Consider the following 18,501-nt stretch of genomic DNA (forward strand, 5'->3'; position numbering starts at 1 on the left):
CATGGCTAAGGACATTCAAGTCGCCTTCGGCGTGGACGTAGACGCAGTGGCAGGCATGCTCGGCTCCTACGGAGGAGAGGACTCCCCGTGCGACATCAGCCGCGGCCTGTTCAGCGGTGAAGTCGGCGGACCCCGGCTGATCCGTTTGTTCCAGAAATACAACCTCCCGGCCACCTGGTTCGTGCCGGGCCACTCGATCGAAACCTTCCCGGAACTGACGCAGATGATCGTGGATGCCGGACACGAGATCGGGGTGCACGGATATTCGCACGAGAACCCCATCGCCATGACCCGGGAACAGGAGACCGCCATCCTGGACCGCGCGATCGAACTGATCGAAAAGGTGTCCGGCCGCCGGCCCACCGGCTACGTTGCGCCGTGGTGGGAATTCTCGCCCGTCACCAACGAGATCCTCCTGGAGCGCGGCATCAAGTACGACCACTCCCTGATGCACCGCGACTTCGAGCCGTACTACGTCCGCGTGGGCGACTCCTGGAAGAAGATCGACTACACCAAGGACGCCCAGACCTGGATGGAGCCGCTGAAGCGCGGGCAGGAAACGGACCTGGTGGAAATCCCGGCCAACTGGTACCTCGATGACCTGCCTCCCATGATGTTCATCAAGGCATCCCCGAACTCGCACGGGTTCGTCAACCCCCGCGACATCGAAGAGATGTGGCGGGACCAGTTCGACTGGGTCTACCGCGAAATGGACCAGGCCGTCTTCACCATGACCATCCACCCGGACGTCTCCGGCCGGCCGCAGGTGCTGCTCATGCTCGAGCGGCTCATCGAACACATCAACTCCCATGAGGGCGTCACCTGGTGCACCTTCGACCAGATCGCCGATTCCTTCCTCGCACGCAGCCCCCGTAAGGACAACAAGTCATGAGCATCCAAGAACCGGTTGTCGACCTGTCGCAGCCCCGCCCGGACGAGAAGCGCCGCTTCCCGGTCTTTTCCAAGCGCCACACCACCACCGCTACCGTGCTTGCCCTGCTGGCCTGGACCGTGGCCGTCTTCGACTACGGCCTGTTCGGCACCCTGCTGCCGGCCATGCAGCAGGAATTCGGCTGGTCTGCCCCCGAGGCGTACGCCATCAACACCTGGATCGCCGTGGGCACCGCCATCGTCTGCTTCGGCATCGGGCCCGTCATTGACCGCCTGGGCCGCCGCAAAGGCATGATGACCACCATTGGCGGGACCGCCGTCGTCTCCGGCCTCACGGCACTGATCCCCACGGGGATCCCGTTCCTCAGCAACGCCATGCTGGTGGTGGTCCGTTCCTTCGGCGGCCTCGGCTTCTCCGAGCAGGCCGTGAACGCCACCTACATGAACGAGGTCTACCAGGTCACCGAAGTCGCGGACAAGCGCAAGCGGCCCGGCTTCCACTACTCCTTCATCCAGGGCGGCTGGCCGCTCGGCTTCCTGCTGGCCAGCGCCCTGGCCCTGGCCTTCCTGCCCTCCCTGGGGTGGCGCGCCCTCTACCTGATGGCCACCATCCCGGCCGCCGTGATCGTCTGGGTCATCGCCAAGAAGCTCAAGGAGACCCCCCAGTTCGAACTGCACCACAAGCTGACCGAGCTCGAAAAGAGCGGCAAGACGGCGGACGCGCACTCCCTGGCCCACGCGTACGGCGTCGAGCACTCCTCGGCAGCCCCGCTCAAGCGCATCTGGGAGCCGCACCTGCGCCGGAACACCTTTGTCTTCTCGCTCGCCTGGATTGTGAACTTCTTCGGCATCACCATCTTCAGTGTCCTGGGCAGCTCCGTGCTCAAGAACGCGAAGGGCGTGGAACTCTCGGACGCCTTCTGGATGCTGATCGTCATCAACCTGCTGGCCTACTTCGGCTACGTCTTCCACGGCTGGCTCGGTGACAAGATCGGCCGGAAGCGGACCATCATCGGCGGCTGGATCCTCTCCGGCATCTCCTTCTCCATCATGCTCAGCCCCATCGCCACCAGCCCGTTCATGATCATCCTGACCTACGGCGCCGGCCTGTTCTTCCTGGTGGGTCCGTACGCGGCCATCCAGTACTTCATGGCCGAGTGCTACCCGGTGAGCTGCCGGGCCACCGGTACCGCCTTCATCGGCGCCATGAGCCAGCCCGGAACCATCCTTGGCGGCGCCATCTTCACCGCCATCGCCGCCGGTGCCGGCACCGGTACCGCAGCCCTGTGGGTCGGTGCCCTGGGCACCCTGGTCTCCGGTCTCCTGATGATCGCCGCCAAACCCCCTGCTGAAGCCCTGATGGAGGACCACCCCCATGACGTCGCCTAACAAAGCCGCCATCATCACCGGTGCCGCCAGCGGCATCGGCCGTGCCCTCGCCGTCCATTACGCCCGCCAGGGGGTGGTGTCGGTCATCGGCACCTTCCCCGGCGACCCCCACGATCCGGAGGAAACCCTTCGCCTGGTCAAGGAGGCCAAGGGTGAAGCGGTGATCCATGAGGTGGACGTCCGCACCACCGCCTCCGTGGACGCCCTGGCCCAGCGGGCCGTGGACGAGTACGGCCGTCTGGACTACGCCATTGCCAACGCCGGCATCCTCCGCAATTCCCCGCTGGGGGAGATGACGGATGAGCGCTGGCACGACATGCTCAACGTGGACCTCACCGGCGTGCTGCGCACGCTGCGTGCCGGGGCGGAGAGAATGACCGACGGCGGCGCGCTGGTTGCGGTCTCGTCCATCGCCGGCGGGGTGTACGGGTGGGAGGAACACGCCCACTATGCCGCTGCCAAGGCAGGCGTGCTGGGCCTGGTCCGCAGCGTGGCGGTAGAGCTTGGGCCGCGCCAGATCCGTGCCAACGCCGTGATCCCCGGCCTCATCGAAACCCCGCAGTCCCTGGACCCGGTGAACTCGCTGGGCCCCGAGGGGCTGAAGCGGGCCGGGAACGACATCCCTTGGGGCCGGGTGGGAAAGCCGGAGGAAGTGGCCAGCGTGATCGGGTTCCTCACCTCCGACGAGTCCCGCTACATCACCGGGCAGGCCCTGGTGGTTGACGGCGGCCTCACCGTGAAGATGCGCGCCTGACGGCGCCCTGACAGCCCGCCTCACAACGAAAGGACACCATGAACACATCGACTGCTGACCAAGCTTCCGGAAACGCCCAGGCCGGAAACGGCCGCCGGGTGGTGGTCACCGGCGGTTCCAGCGGGATCGGCAAAGCCATCGCCGAGGCTTTCCTGGCCAACGGGGACCGGGTGGCCGTGCTGGACCGCGCCGGCGGGGACGGCGCCATCCGCGTGAACGTGGCCGATGAAGCCAGCGTGCGGGCGGCCTTCGCCGAGGCCCGGGAGAGGCTGGGCGGCATCGACGTCCTGGTCAACAGCGCGGGCCTGTTGACGGAGTCCCCGCTGGAGGACATGTCCCTGGCCATGTGGAACGAGACCCTCACGGTGGACCTGACCGGTGTGTTCCTGTGCTGCCGGGAGGTGGTGGGGGAGATGCGGCAGCGCAAGTGGGGCCGCATCATCAACATCGCCTCCCAGCTGGCCATCAAGGGCGGTGTGGGGCTGACGCATTACAGTGCCGCCAAAGCCGGCGTCGTAGGCCTTTCCAAAGCACTTGCCCTGGAAACGGCGGCGGACAACGTGCTGGTCAACTGCATCGCCCCGGGGCCCATCGAGACGCCGCTGGTGGAGGGCATCTCGGAGAGCTGGAAGGCCGCGAAACGCGCCGAGCTTCCGCTGGGCCGGTTCGGGACGCCGGAGGAAGTAGCGCCTGCCGCCGTGCTGCTCGCCAGCGACCCCGGGGGAAACCTGTTCGTCGGGCAGACGCTGGGGCCCAACTCCGGCGACGTCATGCCGTAAGGAAAGGGAACAACATGTGCGGTGCCTGCGGAAGGACCACCGTGGCGGACCCTGCCCTGGGGCCGGTGCGGACCATGCGGCAACACCTGATCGTGGCAGCCACGGTCACCGCCGTCTGCACCGGCCTCCCGGGCGCCCCGAAAGTAACCGCGCTCAAGGACGGCTGGCTGATGACCGGCCCCGCCGGGGCCTCCAAACAGTGCCAGACCGTCGAGGAACTGTGGTCTGCTGTGCTCGGCTGCTTCACTGACGCGTCCGTTCTGGACCAGCTGCAAAGGCGCCGCCAGGCGTACGCAGCGGATCCGTCCAACGCCGGCCTGCCCGCCCGGGCTGCCGGGCTGCTGGCGGACCCCGAACACTACCAAGGAGATTGTGCATGACTGATTACACCCCGCTCTGGTCACCCATCCGGATCGGTTCCACCGAGCTGGAGAACCGGGTGGCGCTGGCTCCCATGACGAGGATCAGCGCCACCGAGGACGGGCATGCCACGGAGAGAATGGCGTCCTACTACCGGACGTTCGCCCGCGGCGGCTTTGGGCTGCTGATTACGGAAGGCATCTACCCGGACACCGCCCACAGCCAGGGCTACCACTTCCAGCCGGGCATCGCGACGGAAGAGCAGGCCAGGTCCTGGGCGAACGTGGTGGACGGCGTGCACGCGGCCGGCTCGAAGATCTTCGCGCAGCTGATGCACGCGGGGGCGCAGAGCCAGGGGAACCGGTATGTGACCTCCTCGGTGGGGCCGTCGGCGGTGGCACCCAAGGGGGAGCAGCTGGGGTTCTACCGCGGCGAAGGTCCCTACCCTGTTCCTGCCGCGGTCACGCTGTCCCAAATGAAAGAGATCCGGGACGGGTTCGTCACAGCGGCGCTGCACGCCCAGCAGGCCGGGTTCGACGGCGTGGAGATCCATGGTGCCAACGGGTACCTGCTGGACCAGTTCCTCACGGACTACCTGAACCAGCGCGACGACCGCTACGGCGGCTCACCGGAAAACAGGGTGCGGCTTGCCGCTGAAATCTGCCATGACGTCCGCGAGGCCGTTGGCCCAGGCATGACGGTGGGGATCCGCGTCTCCCAGTCCAAGGTCAGCGACACTGAGCACAAGTGGAGCGGGGGAGTGGCCGAAGCCGAGGTCATTTTCGGCACCTTGGGCGCCACAGGGATCGATTTTGTCCACACCACCGAGTACCGTGCCGCGGAGCCCGCGTTCGCGGATGCGGAGGAAACCCTGGCTGCGCTGGCCAAGCGGTACTCCGGGGTGCCGGTGGTCGCCAACGGCAAGCTCGATGATCCGGATACGGCCGCGTCCATGCTGGCGGACGGCTCAGCGGACGTTGTCGCGCTGGGCAAGGGAGCCCTGGCCAACCGGAACTGGCCGCACCTTGTCCGCAACAACCTGGAATTCGGGGAGCTCGACCCCGCAGTCTTCGCTCCTTTGGCGGACGTCAAGGACTGGGAGCTGGAGGACGGGTAGGGCGGGGTAGCGTCGGCTTTTAAACGGCAGCGATGGCGTCGAGCCACTCCAGGAACGTCTGGCGTCCGACGGCGGATCCCGGCACCGGGATCAGGGAGCCGTTGCGCATGGCCTTGCCCATGGGGCCGGGCAGGTGCAGTGGAACGATCCGTTTCCTCTGATGCGTCTTGGCGAGGTAGGCCGCGACCAGGCTTTTCAGCTGTTCGGTCCGCGGGCCGCCGAGGTCCGGAAGGCGTCCCTTCGGCCCGGCCTCGGCGGCGTCCACCAGGGCCGCGGCTACCTCCTTGGCCGCCACCGGCCGGGTGGACATCACGGGCACGAAGACCAGCGGGCCCACTGATGCTGCCTTGATGGACATTGGCACGAACTCGTGGAACTGGGTGGACCGGAGGAGGGTCCAGGGAATGCCGCCGTGCTTGACTTCGTCCTCCTGCACCAGCTTCCCGGCGTAGAGTCCCGAATTGGCTTTATCAATGCCGACTATGGACAGAGCCACATGGTGCTTTACGCCGGCCTTCTTCCCAGCGGCCAGCAGGTTCTGGGTGGCGTTGGTGAAGTAATCCACGGCTTTCTTGGTGGACATGGCCTGGATGCCGGAGACGTCGATGACGGTTTCGACATTTTGGAGTGCCAGATCGAGACCCCGCCCGTTGACCAGGTCCACCCCCTCCGCGCGGCTGAGGCTGACCACCTCGTGCCCGTGTTCCCTGGCGATGGCCACGACGTGGCGGCCCACTGTACCGGTTCCCCCTGCAACGGCAATCCTCATGGAAGCAATACTAAGCGGGTGCTACCCGGCAAGGGCGGTCCTCCCCGCCTACGTCCCGTTTCGCACTTTAGCGCTCTCCCTGCTGTTAGCCGGTCAAAGGTGCAAAGAGGAAACGCGCGGCCTCGATCCGGTTGCCCAACCCCGCCGTACCGCCATCGTCGGCCCAGGCCTGCCAGCCAACATCCTGCACGTGGGGCGCGCAAGCAGATCCGGTAGTGGTCCACCAGCTCACCGGTCAGCCGGATCTCGAAGGCTTCCAAACGGAGTCCGAGTCCGGTGGTGCCGTTGGGATTGGCCGACGACGACCAGGGTTGCCCTCCGATGTCCTGCACAAGCCCCCGTCATTGAATGCCGCCGGTGTAGGCCGAGCCGCAGACGGCGGCCAGGTCGAAGAGCACCAAGGCCGGCCATGATGGCCCCCTTCTACCCGAAGGATGACCAAATATCACCCGGAGAAGAGCCGGGGCCAGCATGGAGAGGGGGAGTAGCCCGGCGATTATCGCTTTGGGCGTCCAAGCAACGATTTAGGGCGCTCGCGGCTCCGCTAAGGCCACGACATTGTGTCCCCTTAGCATTCCTCTCAGTCATCGAAATCCGAGTCACTTCATCGTGGGACGTTCTCCAACTTCAACGGGTGTCTCCAAATTCAACGGTTGTGCGGGGGAGGACTACCCGCAGGCTTAGCCGCCCGAGAGAATATGGCTACACTAAGGTGAGAAACAGTGTGCTTTAGCGTATTTTGGCTGCCTAATAAGGTGCGAGATAAAATTCGGGGGACGAATTGGAGTCTGCAGGATTTTCAGTTTCACACGATCAGCTGCTCTACGATGGAAAGCCTGTCGGCAACGGCCCGACGAGCCCCGGGTTTCGGCAGTTCTCTTTTGAAGCGGTGCCCTTAGGTGAGGGAGGCAACGGCGTAACCTTCCGCGTGAAACACAGAAGACTGCAAGTGGATCAAGTGGTGAAACTCTACATTCCCGACCGCGAGGGCGTAGCCGAAAAGGCGTTGCTTGAGTCTCGCAAAAATGCAGATCCTGAAATTCGTGATGTCATTGCCCAAGTTCATGATGCGGGTACTTACTCTTATCCAAAAGAGATTTCCTACTCCGTCATGGAAAGTGTGTCGCGAATTCAAACTCTAAAAGAGTGGATTTGCGAACGTGACAAATTGTGGAAGTTGGCTCAGGAAAGTATGGAAGCTGATTTGGGTGCAGACAGGAGATCCTTTCAGCTGTGGAAGAATCGCCAACGACGTCACGTGGTGGCCGACGCGCTCAATGTAGCTGCGGGTTTTGTCGGCGCCGTAGTAAGACTGCACTCAGCAGAGGTCACCCATGGAGATCTTAACCCGGGAAATATTCTCATACTGCAAGAGGCGACGCTCGAGAATCGCTACTTGGGGTCCGGTGGAAGTCAGGCTCAGCCGGGAACTCTCAAGCCGTTCTTTGTCAAGGTCATTGACCTAGGCTCAAGCCAGGTGGTTGGCACGGGGGTAGATATTGGGATCGCAAGAGAGAACTGGTTTGTCATGGACAACCTGCGAAAAATCCTAAAGCCCCTCTTCGACGGGAAGGGGAGCGTTCAGGACTGGACTATGCTTGAAAAATACACATTCGAAGGTTTAGTAACGTTTGTGATTTCCGGTACTCAAAAGCCGCCCAACCCCGCTGCGCTCAGTGGTGACCTATTTCGCCTGCTTTGCGTGTTGAATGTTCTTCACGGCCACCTGCATAATTCTCGCGATCAGGGAACAGACGTACCTTCTCAGCGCTTTAAGTTTGACCATACGGACTTGGTCATTCTCAACGAGCTTATGGGCGGGCAACTAACCGGACACCAAGACAGCGAGATTTTCGATCTCGATGTTCTCGCTGTTCTCAGAGTCCTCCATGAGCCCACAGCTAATTCTCTCATTCGATGGCAGACCCTCATGGAGCATTACGGGCGCCTGCACAGCGGATTTCGTAAGTATGAAATTTATGACGGTCGGATAAGGGTTGCGCAAGGTACAACAAACAAAAGCCTAACGTCCAAAACTCAATATGATGACCTTCATGCGATCGTGGCAAAGACGCTTCGTAGCGAATTGTGGAACTACGATCATGAGCAGAATGCTCATGAGGTGCTGCAGAGTCTTAGGGAAGGCGGTTTGCCCATCCCGGCTAGGTAGTCAGCAGGCCATCCACTGCGGCAGATGGGCTGCACAATACTGCCGTTCCTGGACTATTTCGGGACAGCTTACTTGCCTGACTAGCGTTCATCCACTCGGTCAGCCACGGCGCCCGGACGGAGGACGTGATCCGGCAGTCGGCCACGAAGGTGCCTTGGGCGCCGGCATCAATCCAGTCCTGCAGTGCAGATAGGTCGCCGAGCGACCGGATCACCGCAGATTCGGCCCCCAGAGCCCGTGCAACACCGCTGAAGTCCACTTCGGGGATCAGCATGGGCTTTTCGGTCAGGCCCTGCGACCCGTACTGGTGGATTTCGGCGCCGTAGGCGGCGTCGTTGTAGATCACCACGATCGCGCTGCGGGCGGCGCCGATCAGCGATTCGAGGTCGGACAGGCCCATCAGGAACCCGCCGTCGCCCGAGGCCAGCACCAGGGTGCGGCCGTCCTCCACGGCACGGGCGGCCCCGACGGCGCTCGCCAGTCCCAGACCGATCGACTGGAACGCGGTCCCCACCATCACCAGGTCCTGCGGCCGCGGGATGTTCCAGTACATGGGCGCCCACCCGATGAAGTGCCCGCCGTCCTGCACCACCGTGCGGCGCTCCGGCAGCACGGCATCCAGCGCCGTGGCGAGGGCGCGCGGGTCCAGCCGGCCGTCAACAGTCTCGGTCGATCCGGCCTCATGACCCGGCCCCTCGCCCAGGCGGCGGCGGGCCTCCGTGCGCCACGCTTCCGCCGCGGCCTCGCCGTCCACGAGATGAAGGAGGCGCGCAGCAGCGGCCTTCGCGTCCGCCTGCACGAACAGGTCCACCCGCGGGTTGGTCGGCTGCAGGGCGGTGTCGATCTGGATGACCGTGGCATCGGGGCCGAGCAGGTGCCCGAACCGCATGGTGAACGGGCTCAGGCTCGCCCCGGCCACCAGGACCATGTCGGCCTCGCCCATAAGCCCGGCCGCGGTGTCGGTGCCGAAACCGCCGGCCACGCCCAGGTACCCCTCGCCATTGAGGAGGTTGAGCGCCAGGGCGGTTCCGGCGGTCAGTGCGCCGAGCCGGTCGGCGAGTTCGCGGAGCTCCGGCCCGGCTCCGGCGAGGTGCGCACCCCGGCCGGCCAGGATCAGTGGCCTCCTGGCGCCGGTGAGCAGGCGGGCAACCTGCCCAAGGCCGCAGTCGACGTCGTTCGTCACCTTGGGTGCCGCCGCCTCCGGAAGGTCCTCGTCTGCAGCCTCAAGCGCAGCGAGGTCGTAGGGGATGGCAAGCACGACGGCGGTGCGCCGGGTGAGTGCGTACTCCACCGCCTGCCGGGTGACGGTGCCCGCGGCGTCGCGGGTGGCGGTGAAGGTGGCCGCGCCGAGGCCGGCGGCGATGGCCGACTGGTCCACGTCCCAGGGCCGGGCCCCGCTAGTGGGGGCGTCCCCGGTGACCAGCACGACGGGGATCTGCGCCTGGACGGCCTCGGCCAGGGCGGTGAGCGCGTTGGTGTAGCCGGGGCCGTAGGTGGTGGTGCCCGCGGCGAGCCGTCCCGAGGTGCGGTAGTAGGCGTCGGCCGCGGCGATGGCGGCGCCCTCATGCCGGACGGGCGTGAAGCGCAGGCCCTGCTGCTCCGCGGCGTCCAGGAAGTAGACATTGCCGTTGCCCATGACGCCGAAGACGTCGCTGACATAGCTGCTGAGAACCTGTGCCACACGGCCGGAGACGGTAAGTGAAGTCATGCAGGAATCCTGCGCGCCACTATAAAGATCGGCAACACCCGGAAACGTAGCTGGGACTTTTGGCAGCGGGAGAGTAGAAGAACTGCCAAAACGCCCACTTGTGGCGCGCATCACCCTATATTAGCTGGAAGCGGCGGACTCCTGCTCGGACAGCCGGCTGATGAGGCCGTCGTAGCGGGGCGGCATGAGTTCCAGGATGGAGATGGCGGTGCTGGTCCGCTCGATCCCGTCGATCTCCAGGATCTCGTTGGTGATGCGGTAGAGGTCGGCCGTGCCGCGGGCCACCACCTTGGCCATGAGGTCTGCGTCGCCGGTGGTGGCGTGCACCTCGATGACCTCCGGGATCGCGGCGAGCCCGTCCTCCACCGATCCGGTCCGCGTCTGGCTGATGGACAGCGAAAGGAAGGCCATCAGTTCGTAGCCCAGCGCGGCGGGGTCCAGCCTGCGGCTGAAGGAGCGGAGCGCGCCGCTGCGCTCCAGCCGCGCCAGCCGGGCGTGGACGGTGTTGCGGGCGACGCCGAGTGTCCGGGAGAGTGCCAGGGCGCTGGCTTCAGGGTCCTTGTCGAGGGCAAGGATGATCCTGCCGTCGAGCGAATCGAGGGTACGGGAGGCAGCGATGGTCATATTTTCACCAGAAGTACTAGAAGTTGAGCAGAAGTCCCAAGCACAAAAGCGTATCTTGCATTGTGGTCCGGGTCACTTCCATGATCGGTCCTCATGAGCCCTGAACAACTCCTCGCCGAACCCGAGATAGCGCTGCCCACCCTACGCGCCGCGGTGACCGGTCTTCCGGCCTACGTCCCGGGCCGACGCAGCCTCGGTGCGGATGTCGCCGCCCTCGCCAGCAACGAAAGCCACTACGAGCCCCTGCCCGCCGCCACCGCTGCGGTGGCCGAAGCGGCCGGCAGGATGAACCGCTACCCGGACATGGCCGCCGTCGAACTCCGCGAACGGCTGGCCCGGCACCTGGGCGTCACCGCGGGGGAGATCGCAGTGGGCCCAGGCAGCGTGGGCGTCCTGCAGCAGATCATCACCGGTCTGTGCGATGCCGGGGATGAGGTGGTGTTCGCGTGGCGCTCCTTCGAGGCGTACCCCATCCTGGTGGAGCTGGCCGGCGCCCGGCCGGTCCGCGTCCCGCTGGACCGCGGCGAGGGCCACGACCTGGACGCCATGGCCGCCGCGGTCACCGAGCGCACCAGAGTGATCCTGCTCTGCACCCCCAACAACCCCACCGGCGTGCCGATCAGCCACGACCGCCTCGAGGCCTTCCTGCAGTCCGTCCGCTCCGACATCCTGGTGGTGATCGACGAGGCCTACGTGGAGTACGCCGACGCCGGCAGCGGCCCCGACTCCCTGGCGCTCTACCGCCGGTACCCGAACGTCTGCATCCTGCGCACCTTCTCCAAGGCGTACGGGCTCGCCGGCCTGCGCGTCGGGTATGCCATTACGACGGCGGCAATCGCCGAAGGTTTGCGCCGCACCGCCCTGCCGTTCGCAGTGAGCGCGCTGGCGCAGAAGGCGGCCATCGCCTCTATGGACGCGGGGGAGGAGATGGCAGCGCGGGTTTCCCTGGTGAAGCAGGAGCGCGCCCGGATGGCGGCCGAGCTGGAGGCGCAGGGCTGGAAGCTGCAGCCGAGCCAGGGCAACTTCCTGTGGATCCGCGCCGATGGCCAGCTGCTGGCGATGCTGGTTGACGCGTTCGATGCCGCCCGCATCATGGTCCGGGCCTACCAGGGCGACGGCGTGCGGATCACCGTGGCCGATCCCGCCTCCAACAGCCGCGTGCTCCGGCTCCTGGCAGCCCACGTGCCCGTGGCAACTTCCTGACCTTTTTCTCATTCCGTTCGACCGACAAGTAAGAGGAATCCGTTTATGGAACACCAGACAACGACGTCTGCCCGCGCCCTCGGCGCGGCCCTCAAACCCCGGCAGCTGACCATGATGGGCCTGGGCAGCGCCATCGGCGCGGGCCTGTTCATCGGCTCCGGCGCCGGCATCCGGGCCGCCGGCCCGGCGGTGCTGATTTCCTATCTCGTGGCCGGCACCCTCATCATCTTGGTGATGTGGGCGCTTGGCGAGATGGCCGCCGCCAACCCGGACAGCGGCGCGTTTTCCGTCTACACGGCCAAGGCCTACGGGCCGGTGGCCGGCGCCACCGTGGGCTGGCTCTGGTGGATCCAGCTGGTGGTGGTCATCGCCGCCGAAGCTTTAGGTGCGGCCGGCCTGCTGGCGACCATCTTCCCGGCCCTGCCGGTGTGGCTGATGGCCTTCGTGTTCATCGTGGTGCTCACCGCCGTGAACCTGACCAGCGTGAAGAACTTCGGCGAGTTCGAGTTCTGGTTCGCCCTGCTGAAGGTGGCGGCGATCGTCGGGTTCCTGCTGGTGGGCTTTGCCTTGCTGTTCGGGTGGCTGCCGGGGGTGCAGTCGCCGGGCATGGCCAACTTCATGGGGGAGGGCTTCGCGGTTAACGGGTTCAGCGGCATCGCGACGGCGCTGTTCGTGGTGGCGTTCGCATTCGGCGGCACCGAGATCGTGTCCGTGGCCGCAGCCGAGACGGCCGAGCCGGCCCGCAGCGTGAAGAAGGCAGTCCGGACGGTGCTGTGGCGCATCCTGGTTTTCTACATTGGTGCCATCTTCGTGATCGCGGCTGTGGTTCCCGTGGGTTCGGCAGGTTTGAAGAGCCCGTTCGCCGCGGTTCTCGACGCCGCCGGCATGCCCGGTGCGGCGACCGCCATCACCCTAGTGGCCGTCGCGGCTCTGCTCTCCGCGTTGAACGCCAACCTCTACGGCGCCTCGCGGATGGCGTTCTCCCTCGCCGAGCGTGGTGAGGCGCCCCGGTGGCTCGCTTCGGTGTCCAAGGCCCGGGTTCCGGTTGCTGCCGTGCTGGCCAGTGTGGCCTTCGGCATTGTCACGGTGGTACTGGAGCTGGCCTTCCCCGAAATGGTCCTCGGCGTCCTGCTCAACATCGTGGGTTCGACCTGCCTGCTGGTGTGGACATCCGCACTGCTCGCCCAGTTGGCGCTGCGCCTCCGCGCCGACCGTGAAGGAACAACGCTTCCCCTCCGGATGCCCGGCTTCCCGTGGCTGACGGCCGTGGGTCTTGTCATCCTGGCGGCGATCTTTACGGTGGGCTTCATCGGTGAGGAGTCCCGCCCGCAGCTCCTGAGCACGTTTGCGCTTGTGGCGGTTCTTGCGGTTGGGTGCTGGATGAATCACCGGAAACGGGACGCTCACCCCAGTGTGGAATCGTCGGACGGTGAAAAGCAACCTGTGCGCGTCGACTGAAATCAGCGGCCTTGACTCACGGCGTTTGGCTCAAGGCACAGAAAGGGCGCGTCCGGCTTTGGCCAGGCGCGCCTTCGCCTTGCAAACCATGTTGGTCGACCACGGTTGGTTACGGGGCGTTTCCTCAATCTAGGAAACTCCACTGTGGTCGACGAGGAGCCGAGGACCGCACGCAGTAGCACGAAGGGTCTAACACTAGGATTGCAGGATGCAGAGAATCTTCTTGTCTCACCAGAGCGACGATAAGGCAATTGTCCGCCAGGTGCAGGGCGAACTGATGTTGATGGGTGCAGAACCCTTTTTCGACGAATTGAGCATACTCAACGGCGAGGTGATACCCGGACGAATCGAAGCGGCACTCGAGACAATTGACGTGTTCGTTCTTTTTTGGTCTTCAACCGCAGCTAAGTCCGACTGGGTGACAGCAGAAAGGCAAGCCGCGTGGGGTAAATTTCGGGTTGATGAGGAGTGCTTTCTCATCGTTGTCCTAGATGACACTCCATTGCCCACCACTCTCGCCTACAAGAAATACATCGATGGCCGGACTGAGCCCGCGCGAGAGATGATCGCTCGGGAAATTCTCGGGCTGGAGCACGGTGCACGGTTGATCAAAGCGGTGCAGAGTACCTTGGACACTTGGGGTATCGACATTGCTTTCATGGAAGGCTATGGTCCGTACGCGGGTTGCCCCGAATGTGGTGCTGGCATCGGTGATATGGAAAAGTTTGCAGTACCTGATCCCAGACGCGAGACCGGCTATGGTTATCTGCGCTGCACCAAGTGCGAGTGGACTGGTGGTGGAGGAGAAGTGCAGTTCTACTGAGCGATCTGGACGACTTGCCGTTTGAAGTCTGCAGCGATGCCGGCAAATTAGATGCGCGTCATCTTCCACGCCTAGTACACCTTCCACGAACTCAGCCGGCCACGTATTCCTAAACGGAGTTAGGTCTGCTCAGGTGTCATCTTGCCGAGAGCATTTACCGCCAGTCCCATAAACATCGTGTTGCGCAGGATGTCCTCGTGCTTCCAATCAGGGGCGACGCAGCAGCGGCGCCCCTGATTCGAGCCCCACCCTATATTGGGTGCAGCAGTGTTGAAGCGCCCTCGGCGACGCTGCACCTAGTGTTCCGAGATAAGAGGATTCTCTCGCTGCGCTTCACTCGCCACTTTCGGTCCAGCCCTGAAGACTCGACATCTCCCGGGCTCCAAGGTTCTAGCTTGAGGTCAGATGACTCGACGGAGAAGCCGAATCGGCTCCTCCAGCATCTGCCCATCGACGTCTCGCTCATCGACTGTGGGTCCACTGCGGTCCCACCCTGTAAACCTGATAATTCTCGTCCTGGCGCCTTCAGATCTAGGCGCCAGCTTTCGTTCAAGCAGCCCAGATAACCGCCGCTCATGAGTAGACACAATTAGCTGTCGCCGCAGCCTGAGGTGCCTACACAAGTCAGCGAAACCGAGCACATTTACGTCATCCATCGACTGGACTGGGTCATCCAGCAGTAGGAAGGGTAGTCCGCTATCGTCCATCGACAGGCTCATCGCGATGAAATAGGACAAAGCAACGATGTTGGCCTGCGACGTCGAGAAGATCAGGAGCGGGTCGGCTGCTATGCCCGCCACCTGATCAATCACCAAGGGGCTCGTAGTCCCCCTTCGATAGTAGGTATCCAGTTCGAACTCGACAGTCTTGAAGGCGGGATGCGGGTCCAGTCGGTGGAAGATGTCGGCTACCAATGGTTGAATGGACCGCAGCCGCTTCTCAGTGACTTCAACCCGGGCCTCAAGGGTCTTGTCAGAGAGCACCCGGAGCTTCTCGGAACGGGCAGCTTGGGTTGCCAAGTGTGCCTCTGCGTCAGCGAGAGCCCCCTCGAGAGTTGTGTATTCCGCAACGTCTCGCTCTATCGCGTTTTGGTCGTTTTGCCTGTCGAAAGTCTCCAATAGGTCAAGTAGGGCCCGGCGCCCTGCGCGGAAATATTCAGAGGCTGGAACAGCAACCGAAACAAAAGAGTCGGAAGCGTATGAATCGAACTTCACGAAAGAGATGTCCGTGGCGAGAGCCTTTATGGCATCGCTGGCTGCCTGGTCTGCGTCGCTGCTTGCATGCCAGCGGTCAGCCTGTTGCTCTGCCTCGGCAAGCGCGTCTGCAGCTTCAGAGGCCGCAATTGAGGCTTCACTGAAAGCATTCGCGCGCTCAACGAACGATTTCTCCAGTTCCAGAAGGGTGCCGGTTGCCTCTGCGCGCTCGATGAGATCGCGTTCCACATGCTCACGGTCAATCGGCTGACTGCACACCGGGCAATTATCCGACAACATGGGTATTGCAAGCGCAGCCAACTTGGCCACTTCGACAGCGGTCAGCCGCGCAGCGTTCAACTCTGATTGCGCTGCTCCTCTTAATGCTCCGGCGGCGTCTTTTCGTAATTTCGCTTGTTCAGCTTCTTCACGCAGTGCCTCAATCGTGCCAGGGCTAGTTGGACCTTCCAGGCCTTCATTTAGCTGTATTGCACGGCGGACGAGCTCGCGAGAGGTGTCTACTAGGTCGGCCGCCTTGCCAAACGCTGTCGCAGCGAGTCGAGCATCTTCTGGCGAATCCAGCTTCACCTCGGACTCGTTTAGGGACATGCCGGCGGGCGTTCCCCTTAGTCTTTCGAGGACTTCATTACGGACGGCATCGATTTGGGGCCGGCTCGCCAATCGTGCTCGCGCGGTCTCAAGTCGATCCTGGGCTTGCTTCAGTGCAACTAGTATCCTGGAGTGCTCAGCTCGGGCTTGTCCCTCACGATCAGCCGCTTGCTTTGCGGCGGATTTGGTCGCGTCCTCAAAGTCCTCAAGCGCGCCCAATCCGAGAACCGTGCTTAGCTGCCGGTACCGTTCAGCTGGTTTGGCCTCCAGCACGCTCCGCAGCACGTCTTGCTGCATTAGACCAGAAGTGGTTAGTGCCGAATGGAGAGTCAGTTGAGTGTCGGGCAATAAGATGCGTCGAAGCTTTGCCTCTGCCTCCTCACCAAACGCGGTTGATACGCCGTCTCGAGTAAGTTCAAGGGTACTTCCGCCTTGATCGCCAGTGCGCCGCAGCATCACCCGGCCATCCGGAAGGCTCAGATCGATCTCGACCGAAGCTTTTCCACCGATACGATACTGGTTTACGACGTGCTCAACATTTCGCCGTGATCGAAGAACTTCGAGTCGTTCGATCCTGCCTAGCAGGACCCACTGCAGCGCATCGAAAAAGCTTGTCTTACCGGTTCCATTTGGTCCCGTGACCACGACGGCAGATGCCGAAAGATCGAACTCACGCGCGTCACGGAAACCGCGAAACGCTTCAATACGGAGTCGCTCAATGGTGGGCCTAAAGGACGTCATCCAGAGATGCCCCCTGTTCGAAAGCAGTGACGGCACGTTGCGCAAAATCTTGGCCGACGCCGTGTGCGATGAGTGTTTGCAGTAGTGACTCAAGCGCGTTGTTGAGTGCTACAGGTGTCGCCGGGCTCATAGGTTCGATAAATGGTGACAGCGCCTGCCTCGCCGCATCCAGGGTTGGATCGACGCCGGTGTGAGCGATGCGACGCACCCGAGATGTATCGTGATTGATGGCGTACAGGTCGCGAGTTGAGGCGTCATCTTCGGTCGACTTCTCTTGCGTGAGTAGGACGAGGTACGTGTCCCACTTTTTCGGCCCAAGAGGGACAGTCCCGAGGCGTCGGGAGAGCGCCTCGGATACAAGAGGTTCTGCCAGTATGAGATTTTGAATAGTGTTCATAGCCGCGACTGCAACCACAAAATAATCATTCTCCGCTAGGAGCAGGTCGACCTCCTGATTCAAAGTCTCGACCTGGAAACCCTGGTCAGATAGTACCGTCCGAGTGAAGCCGAGTAGTTCGCTGTCGGATCGGTTCCACAATGAGATGGCCGTCACGCCGCAATCACCTCGTCTGCCTGTGTGATGTCGGGCGCCAACGAGAGAGGCCCATCCACGATGTCCAGTTCATCTAGATCTCCGAGGATGTTGCTGGGTAATCCTCGTAGCTTTGGGATCGGCCCCACGCCGCCCGCAACGACGAATCGCGGATAAGGCCCACCCTTGTTGGCATGGGCCTGCAAGCGGTACTCCGCCGCTTGGACGAGATGCCGCATCGGCACCGTACGCGTCGCTATCAATAGCTCGATGGGGCCTGGGCCACTGTCGAACACTTGATTCCGGCCGAGCCGAGCTGTGTCCCCGGTGAGACGTCCCAAAGCTATAAGCACTTTAGCCAGCTCCGGGCTCTTGAGGACCGCCTCTCCAGCACGTGGTTCAATGTCGACCTCACGGGCCCACTGGAGTACCGATAGCGCGTCGGACTCCAACAACCCGTCGATTGCCTTGTCTAAATCAGATTTGAGTTCTTGATCCGATGACAGGCCGGCGCTGTGCTCGTCCAGTCGGCCCATAATGTAGGCCGAAGCCATCTGCTCCATAAATTCGTCTGCCGTTGCGGCTATCTTGTAGTCGTCCTGAAGGTTCGGCGCGACGGTCTTCCACTGGGAGGTCTCCCAGTCGGACTGTATATTTGGCGCGACAACCCGAATATTGTCGACGGATTCAACTTCCTGGATTGCTTCTTTGATGCGCTTCTTTATATACCCAGCGACGTCACCGATTCCGATAAACACCACAACGGAATTGCCGAGCCGCGCGTGCGTCTGTTCCCGTACCCAAGGCGGTGGCTCTTCTAGATGGCTGCTCGTCACGAGCAACGTACTCGGCTGAGATGCACAGCCGTGAATCTTGAGAATCGAGGGTGGTGTGACATCCACTAGATCGCGGCTGCTGGTAATTGTGGGCAGGCGTTCCTCTCCGGCTCCTCGCTCTATGCAATTATCCCAATTCGTAGTGAGGACATCGATGGCTCCTTCGAGCAAGAGATGCGCCAAGATGCGGTGAGCATGGCCAGGTTTAGCCGACTTGAAGTTTGCCGCTATCGCGGATGTTTGACGCAAGGCGCTTTCGCCGCCGGGAAGCGCTGCGGCTTCATCTGCAACAGCAAGAAGATCCCATGGGTCAACGGCCTGGAGGGCCGGGAACGCTATCCTGAGCCGTGTGTGTAGACGTTCGGCGAGAACAGCACCCGTCGGGAGGTTAGTTGGCTGGGACAGGCTAATGCCCGCGCCGGCATAGATTACGATCTTCCGGGCAGACATTGCTTGGGCTGCTAAGTCAACCGCATATGGCGAGACGTTAGCCCTAACCGGGGACGGGGTGTGAAGCATGTCGCAAGTATAATGGCAACTTCTGC

17 protein-coding genes and 1 pseudogene are annotated in these 18,501 nt (G+C 63.0%); 10 read left to right on the forward strand and 8 right to left on the reverse strand.

The window, feature by feature from the left end; all coding sequences use genetic code 11:
• Position 1 precedes the first annotated feature (1 nt).
• From MRBLMD1_RS13920 to MRBLMD1_RS13945, 6 genes are read left to right on the forward strand one after another with little or no spacing between them, the layout of a single operon-like run.
• Positions 2-892, forward strand: coding sequence for a polysaccharide deacetylase family protein (locus tag MRBLMD1_RS13920; RefSeq protein ID WP_224025290.1), 891 nt, complete (start codon positions 2-4; stop codon positions 890-892).
• Positions 889-2,280 (forward strand): MFS transporter, encoded by a 1,392-nt coding sequence (locus MRBLMD1_RS13925; protein WP_364400596.1) that lies wholly within the window; start codon positions 889-891, stop codon positions 2,278-2,280. The genes MRBLMD1_RS13920 and MRBLMD1_RS13925 overlap by 4 nt, the downstream gene beginning before the upstream one ends.
• Entirely contained in the window at positions 2,267-3,034 is a 768-nt protein-coding gene (locus tag MRBLMD1_RS13930; RefSeq protein ID WP_364400599.1) for an SDR family NAD(P)-dependent oxidoreductase, read from the forward strand. The genes MRBLMD1_RS13925 and MRBLMD1_RS13930 overlap by 14 nt, the downstream gene beginning before the upstream one ends.
• 38 nt (positions 3,035-3,072) lie before the next feature.
• Complete coding sequence (locus MRBLMD1_RS13935) at positions 3,073-3,813, forward strand: SDR family NAD(P)-dependent oxidoreductase (protein WP_364400602.1); 741 nt, start codon at positions 3,073-3,075, stop codon at positions 3,811-3,813.
• Between the two features lie 41 nt (positions 3,814-3,854).
• On the forward strand, positions 3,855-4,193 hold the full coding sequence (locus tag MRBLMD1_RS13940; RefSeq protein ID WP_364400605.1) for a hypothetical protein: 339 nt from the start codon (positions 3,855-3,857) through the stop codon (positions 4,191-4,193).
• A complete protein-coding gene (locus MRBLMD1_RS13945; protein WP_364400608.1) occupies positions 4,190-5,290 on the forward strand; it encodes an NADH:flavin oxidoreductase in 1,101 nt (366 codons plus the stop codon). The genes MRBLMD1_RS13940 and MRBLMD1_RS13945 overlap by 4 nt, the downstream gene beginning before the upstream one ends.
• Before the next feature lie 19 nt (positions 5,291-5,309).
• Here MRBLMD1_RS13945 and MRBLMD1_RS13950 read toward each other — a convergent pair whose 3' ends face one another.
• The 3 genes and pseudogenes from MRBLMD1_RS13950 to MRBLMD1_RS13960 all read right to left on the reverse strand — a co-directional run.
• The gene (locus tag MRBLMD1_RS13950) at positions 5,310-6,059 is read right to left on the reverse strand and encodes an SDR family oxidoreductase (RefSeq protein WP_364400611.1); all 750 of its coding nucleotides are present in this window, start codon (positions 6,057-6,059) and stop codon (positions 5,310-5,312) included.
• Between the two features lie 85 nt (positions 6,060-6,144).
• Entirely contained in the window at positions 6,145-6,291 is a 147-nt protein-coding gene (locus MRBLMD1_RS13955; RefSeq protein WP_364400613.1) for a hypothetical protein, read from the reverse strand.
• Positions 6,292-6,337: 46 nt separating this feature from the next.
• Positions 6,338-6,391, reverse strand: a pseudogene (locus tag MRBLMD1_RS13960) (hypothetical protein); the annotation flags it as partial.
• A gap of 449 nt (positions 6,392-6,840) precedes the next feature.
• On the opposite strand from MRBLMD1_RS13960, the gene MRBLMD1_RS13965 reads away from it, so the two are divergent.
• On the forward strand, positions 6,841-8,229 hold the full coding sequence (locus tag MRBLMD1_RS13965; RefSeq protein ID WP_364400615.1) for a serine/threonine-protein kinase: 1,389 nt from the start codon (positions 6,841-6,843) through the stop codon (positions 8,227-8,229).
• Here the strand turns inward: MRBLMD1_RS13965 and MRBLMD1_RS13970 are convergent.
• Complete coding sequence (locus tag MRBLMD1_RS13970; protein ID WP_364400618.1) at positions 8,222-9,937, reverse strand: thiamine pyrophosphate-binding protein; 1,716 nt, start codon at positions 9,935-9,937, stop codon at positions 8,222-8,224. The two genes, MRBLMD1_RS13965 and MRBLMD1_RS13970, sit on opposite strands and share 8 nt — an antisense overlap.
• A gap of 120 nt (positions 9,938-10,057) precedes the next feature.
• Positions 10,058-10,561 carry an Lrp/AsnC family transcriptional regulator gene (locus MRBLMD1_RS13975; RefSeq protein ID WP_364400620.1) on the reverse strand — a complete coding sequence of 168 codons (504 nt, stop codon included), beginning with the start codon at positions 10,559-10,561 and terminating at the stop codon, positions 10,058-10,060.
• A gap of 93 nt (positions 10,562-10,654) precedes the next feature.
• Between MRBLMD1_RS13975 and hisC the strand changes: the two genes are divergently transcribed.
• The 3 genes from hisC to MRBLMD1_RS13990 all read left to right on the forward strand — a co-directional run bounded on the left by hisC (position 10,655) and on the right by MRBLMD1_RS13990 (position 14,045).
• Positions 10,655-11,764 carry a histidinol-phosphate transaminase gene (gene hisC / locus MRBLMD1_RS13980; RefSeq protein WP_364400622.1) on the forward strand — a complete coding sequence of 370 codons (1,110 nt, stop codon included), beginning with the start codon at positions 10,655-10,657 and terminating at the stop codon, positions 11,762-11,764.
• 45 nt (positions 11,765-11,809) lie between these two features.
• On the forward strand, positions 11,810-13,222 hold the full coding sequence (locus MRBLMD1_RS13985; RefSeq protein WP_364400624.1) for an amino acid permease: 1,413 nt from the start codon (positions 11,810-11,812) through the stop codon (positions 13,220-13,222).
• Positions 13,223-13,430: 208 nt separating this feature from the next.
• Positions 13,431-14,045: a toll/interleukin-1 receptor domain-containing protein gene (locus MRBLMD1_RS13990; protein ID WP_324644429.1), complete on the forward strand. Its 615-nt coding sequence runs from the start codon at positions 13,431-13,433 to the stop codon at positions 14,043-14,045.
• Between the two features lie 401 nt (positions 14,046-14,446).
• On the opposite strand, the gene MRBLMD1_RS13995 is transcribed toward MRBLMD1_RS13990, so the two are convergent.
• The 3 genes from MRBLMD1_RS13995 to MRBLMD1_RS14005 are packed head-to-tail and all read right to left on the reverse strand — an operon-like array spanning position 14,447 to position 18,475.
• Entirely contained in the window at positions 14,447-16,588 is a 2,142-nt protein-coding gene (locus MRBLMD1_RS13995; protein ID WP_364400627.1) for an AAA family ATPase, read from the reverse strand.
• A complete protein-coding gene (locus MRBLMD1_RS14000; protein ID WP_324644431.1) occupies positions 16,575-17,141 on the reverse strand; it encodes a hypothetical protein in 567 nt (188 codons plus the stop codon). Before MRBLMD1_RS14000 ends, MRBLMD1_RS13995 begins: the two co-directional genes overlap by 14 nt.
• Positions 17,138-18,475 (reverse strand): SIR2 family protein, encoded by a 1,338-nt coding sequence (locus tag MRBLMD1_RS14005; protein WP_364400630.1) that lies wholly within the window; start codon positions 18,473-18,475, stop codon positions 17,138-17,140. Before MRBLMD1_RS14005 ends, MRBLMD1_RS14000 begins: the two co-directional genes overlap by 4 nt.
• Positions 18,476-18,501: the final 26 nt, after the last annotated feature.

It is taken from the genome of Pseudarthrobacter sp. LMD1-1-1.1 (genome assembly GCF_040676255.1).
Lineage (GTDB): Bacteria > Actinomycetota > Actinomycetes > Actinomycetales > Micrococcaceae > Arthrobacter.

Bases quoted from the DNA above. Each gene is read 5' to 3' on its own strand.
- MRBLMD1_RS13945 (WP_364400608.1), top strand. From the start codon at position 4,190: ATGACTGATTACACCCCGCTCTGGTCACCCATCCGGATCGGTTCCACC.
- MRBLMD1_RS13930 (WP_364400599.1), top strand. From the start codon at position 2,267: ATGACGTCGCCTAACAAAGCCGCCATCATCACCGGTGCCGCCAGCGGC.
- MRBLMD1_RS13975 (WP_364400620.1), bottom strand. From the start codon at position 10,561: ATGACCATCGCTGCCTCCCGTACCCTCGATTCGCTCGACGGCAGGATC.
- hisC (WP_364400622.1), top strand. From the start codon at position 10,655: ATGAGCCCTGAACAACTCCTCGCCGAACCCGAGATAGCGCTGCCCACC.
- MRBLMD1_RS13935 (WP_364400602.1), top strand. From the start codon at position 3,073: ATGAACACATCGACTGCTGACCAAGCTTCCGGAAACGCCCAGGCCGGA.
- MRBLMD1_RS13985 (WP_364400624.1), top strand. From the start codon at position 11,810: ATGGAACACCAGACAACGACGTCTGCCCGCGCCCTCGGCGCGGCCCTC.
- MRBLMD1_RS13995 (WP_364400627.1), bottom strand. From the start codon at position 16,588: ATGACGTCCTTTAGGCCCACCATTGAGCGACTCCGTATTGAAGCGTTT.
- MRBLMD1_RS13920 (WP_224025290.1), top strand. From the start codon at position 2: ATGGCTAAGGACATTCAAGTCGCCTTCGGCGTGGACGTAGACGCAGTG.
- MRBLMD1_RS13970 (WP_364400618.1), bottom strand. From the start codon at position 9,937: ATGACTTCACTTACCGTCTCCGGCCGTGTGGCACAGGTTCTCAGCAGC.
- MRBLMD1_RS13925 (WP_364400596.1), top strand. From the start codon at position 889: ATGAGCATCCAAGAACCGGTTGTCGACCTGTCGCAGCCCCGCCCGGAC.
- MRBLMD1_RS14005 (WP_364400630.1), bottom strand. From the start codon at position 18,475: ATGCTTCACACCCCGTCCCCGGTTAGGGCTAACGTCTCGCCATATGCG.
- MRBLMD1_RS13990 (WP_324644429.1), top strand. From the start codon at position 13,431: ATGCAGAGAATCTTCTTGTCTCACCAGAGCGACGATAAGGCAATTGTC.
- MRBLMD1_RS13950 (WP_364400611.1), bottom strand. From the start codon at position 6,059: ATGAGGATTGCCGTTGCAGGGGGAACCGGTACAGTGGGCCGCCACGTC.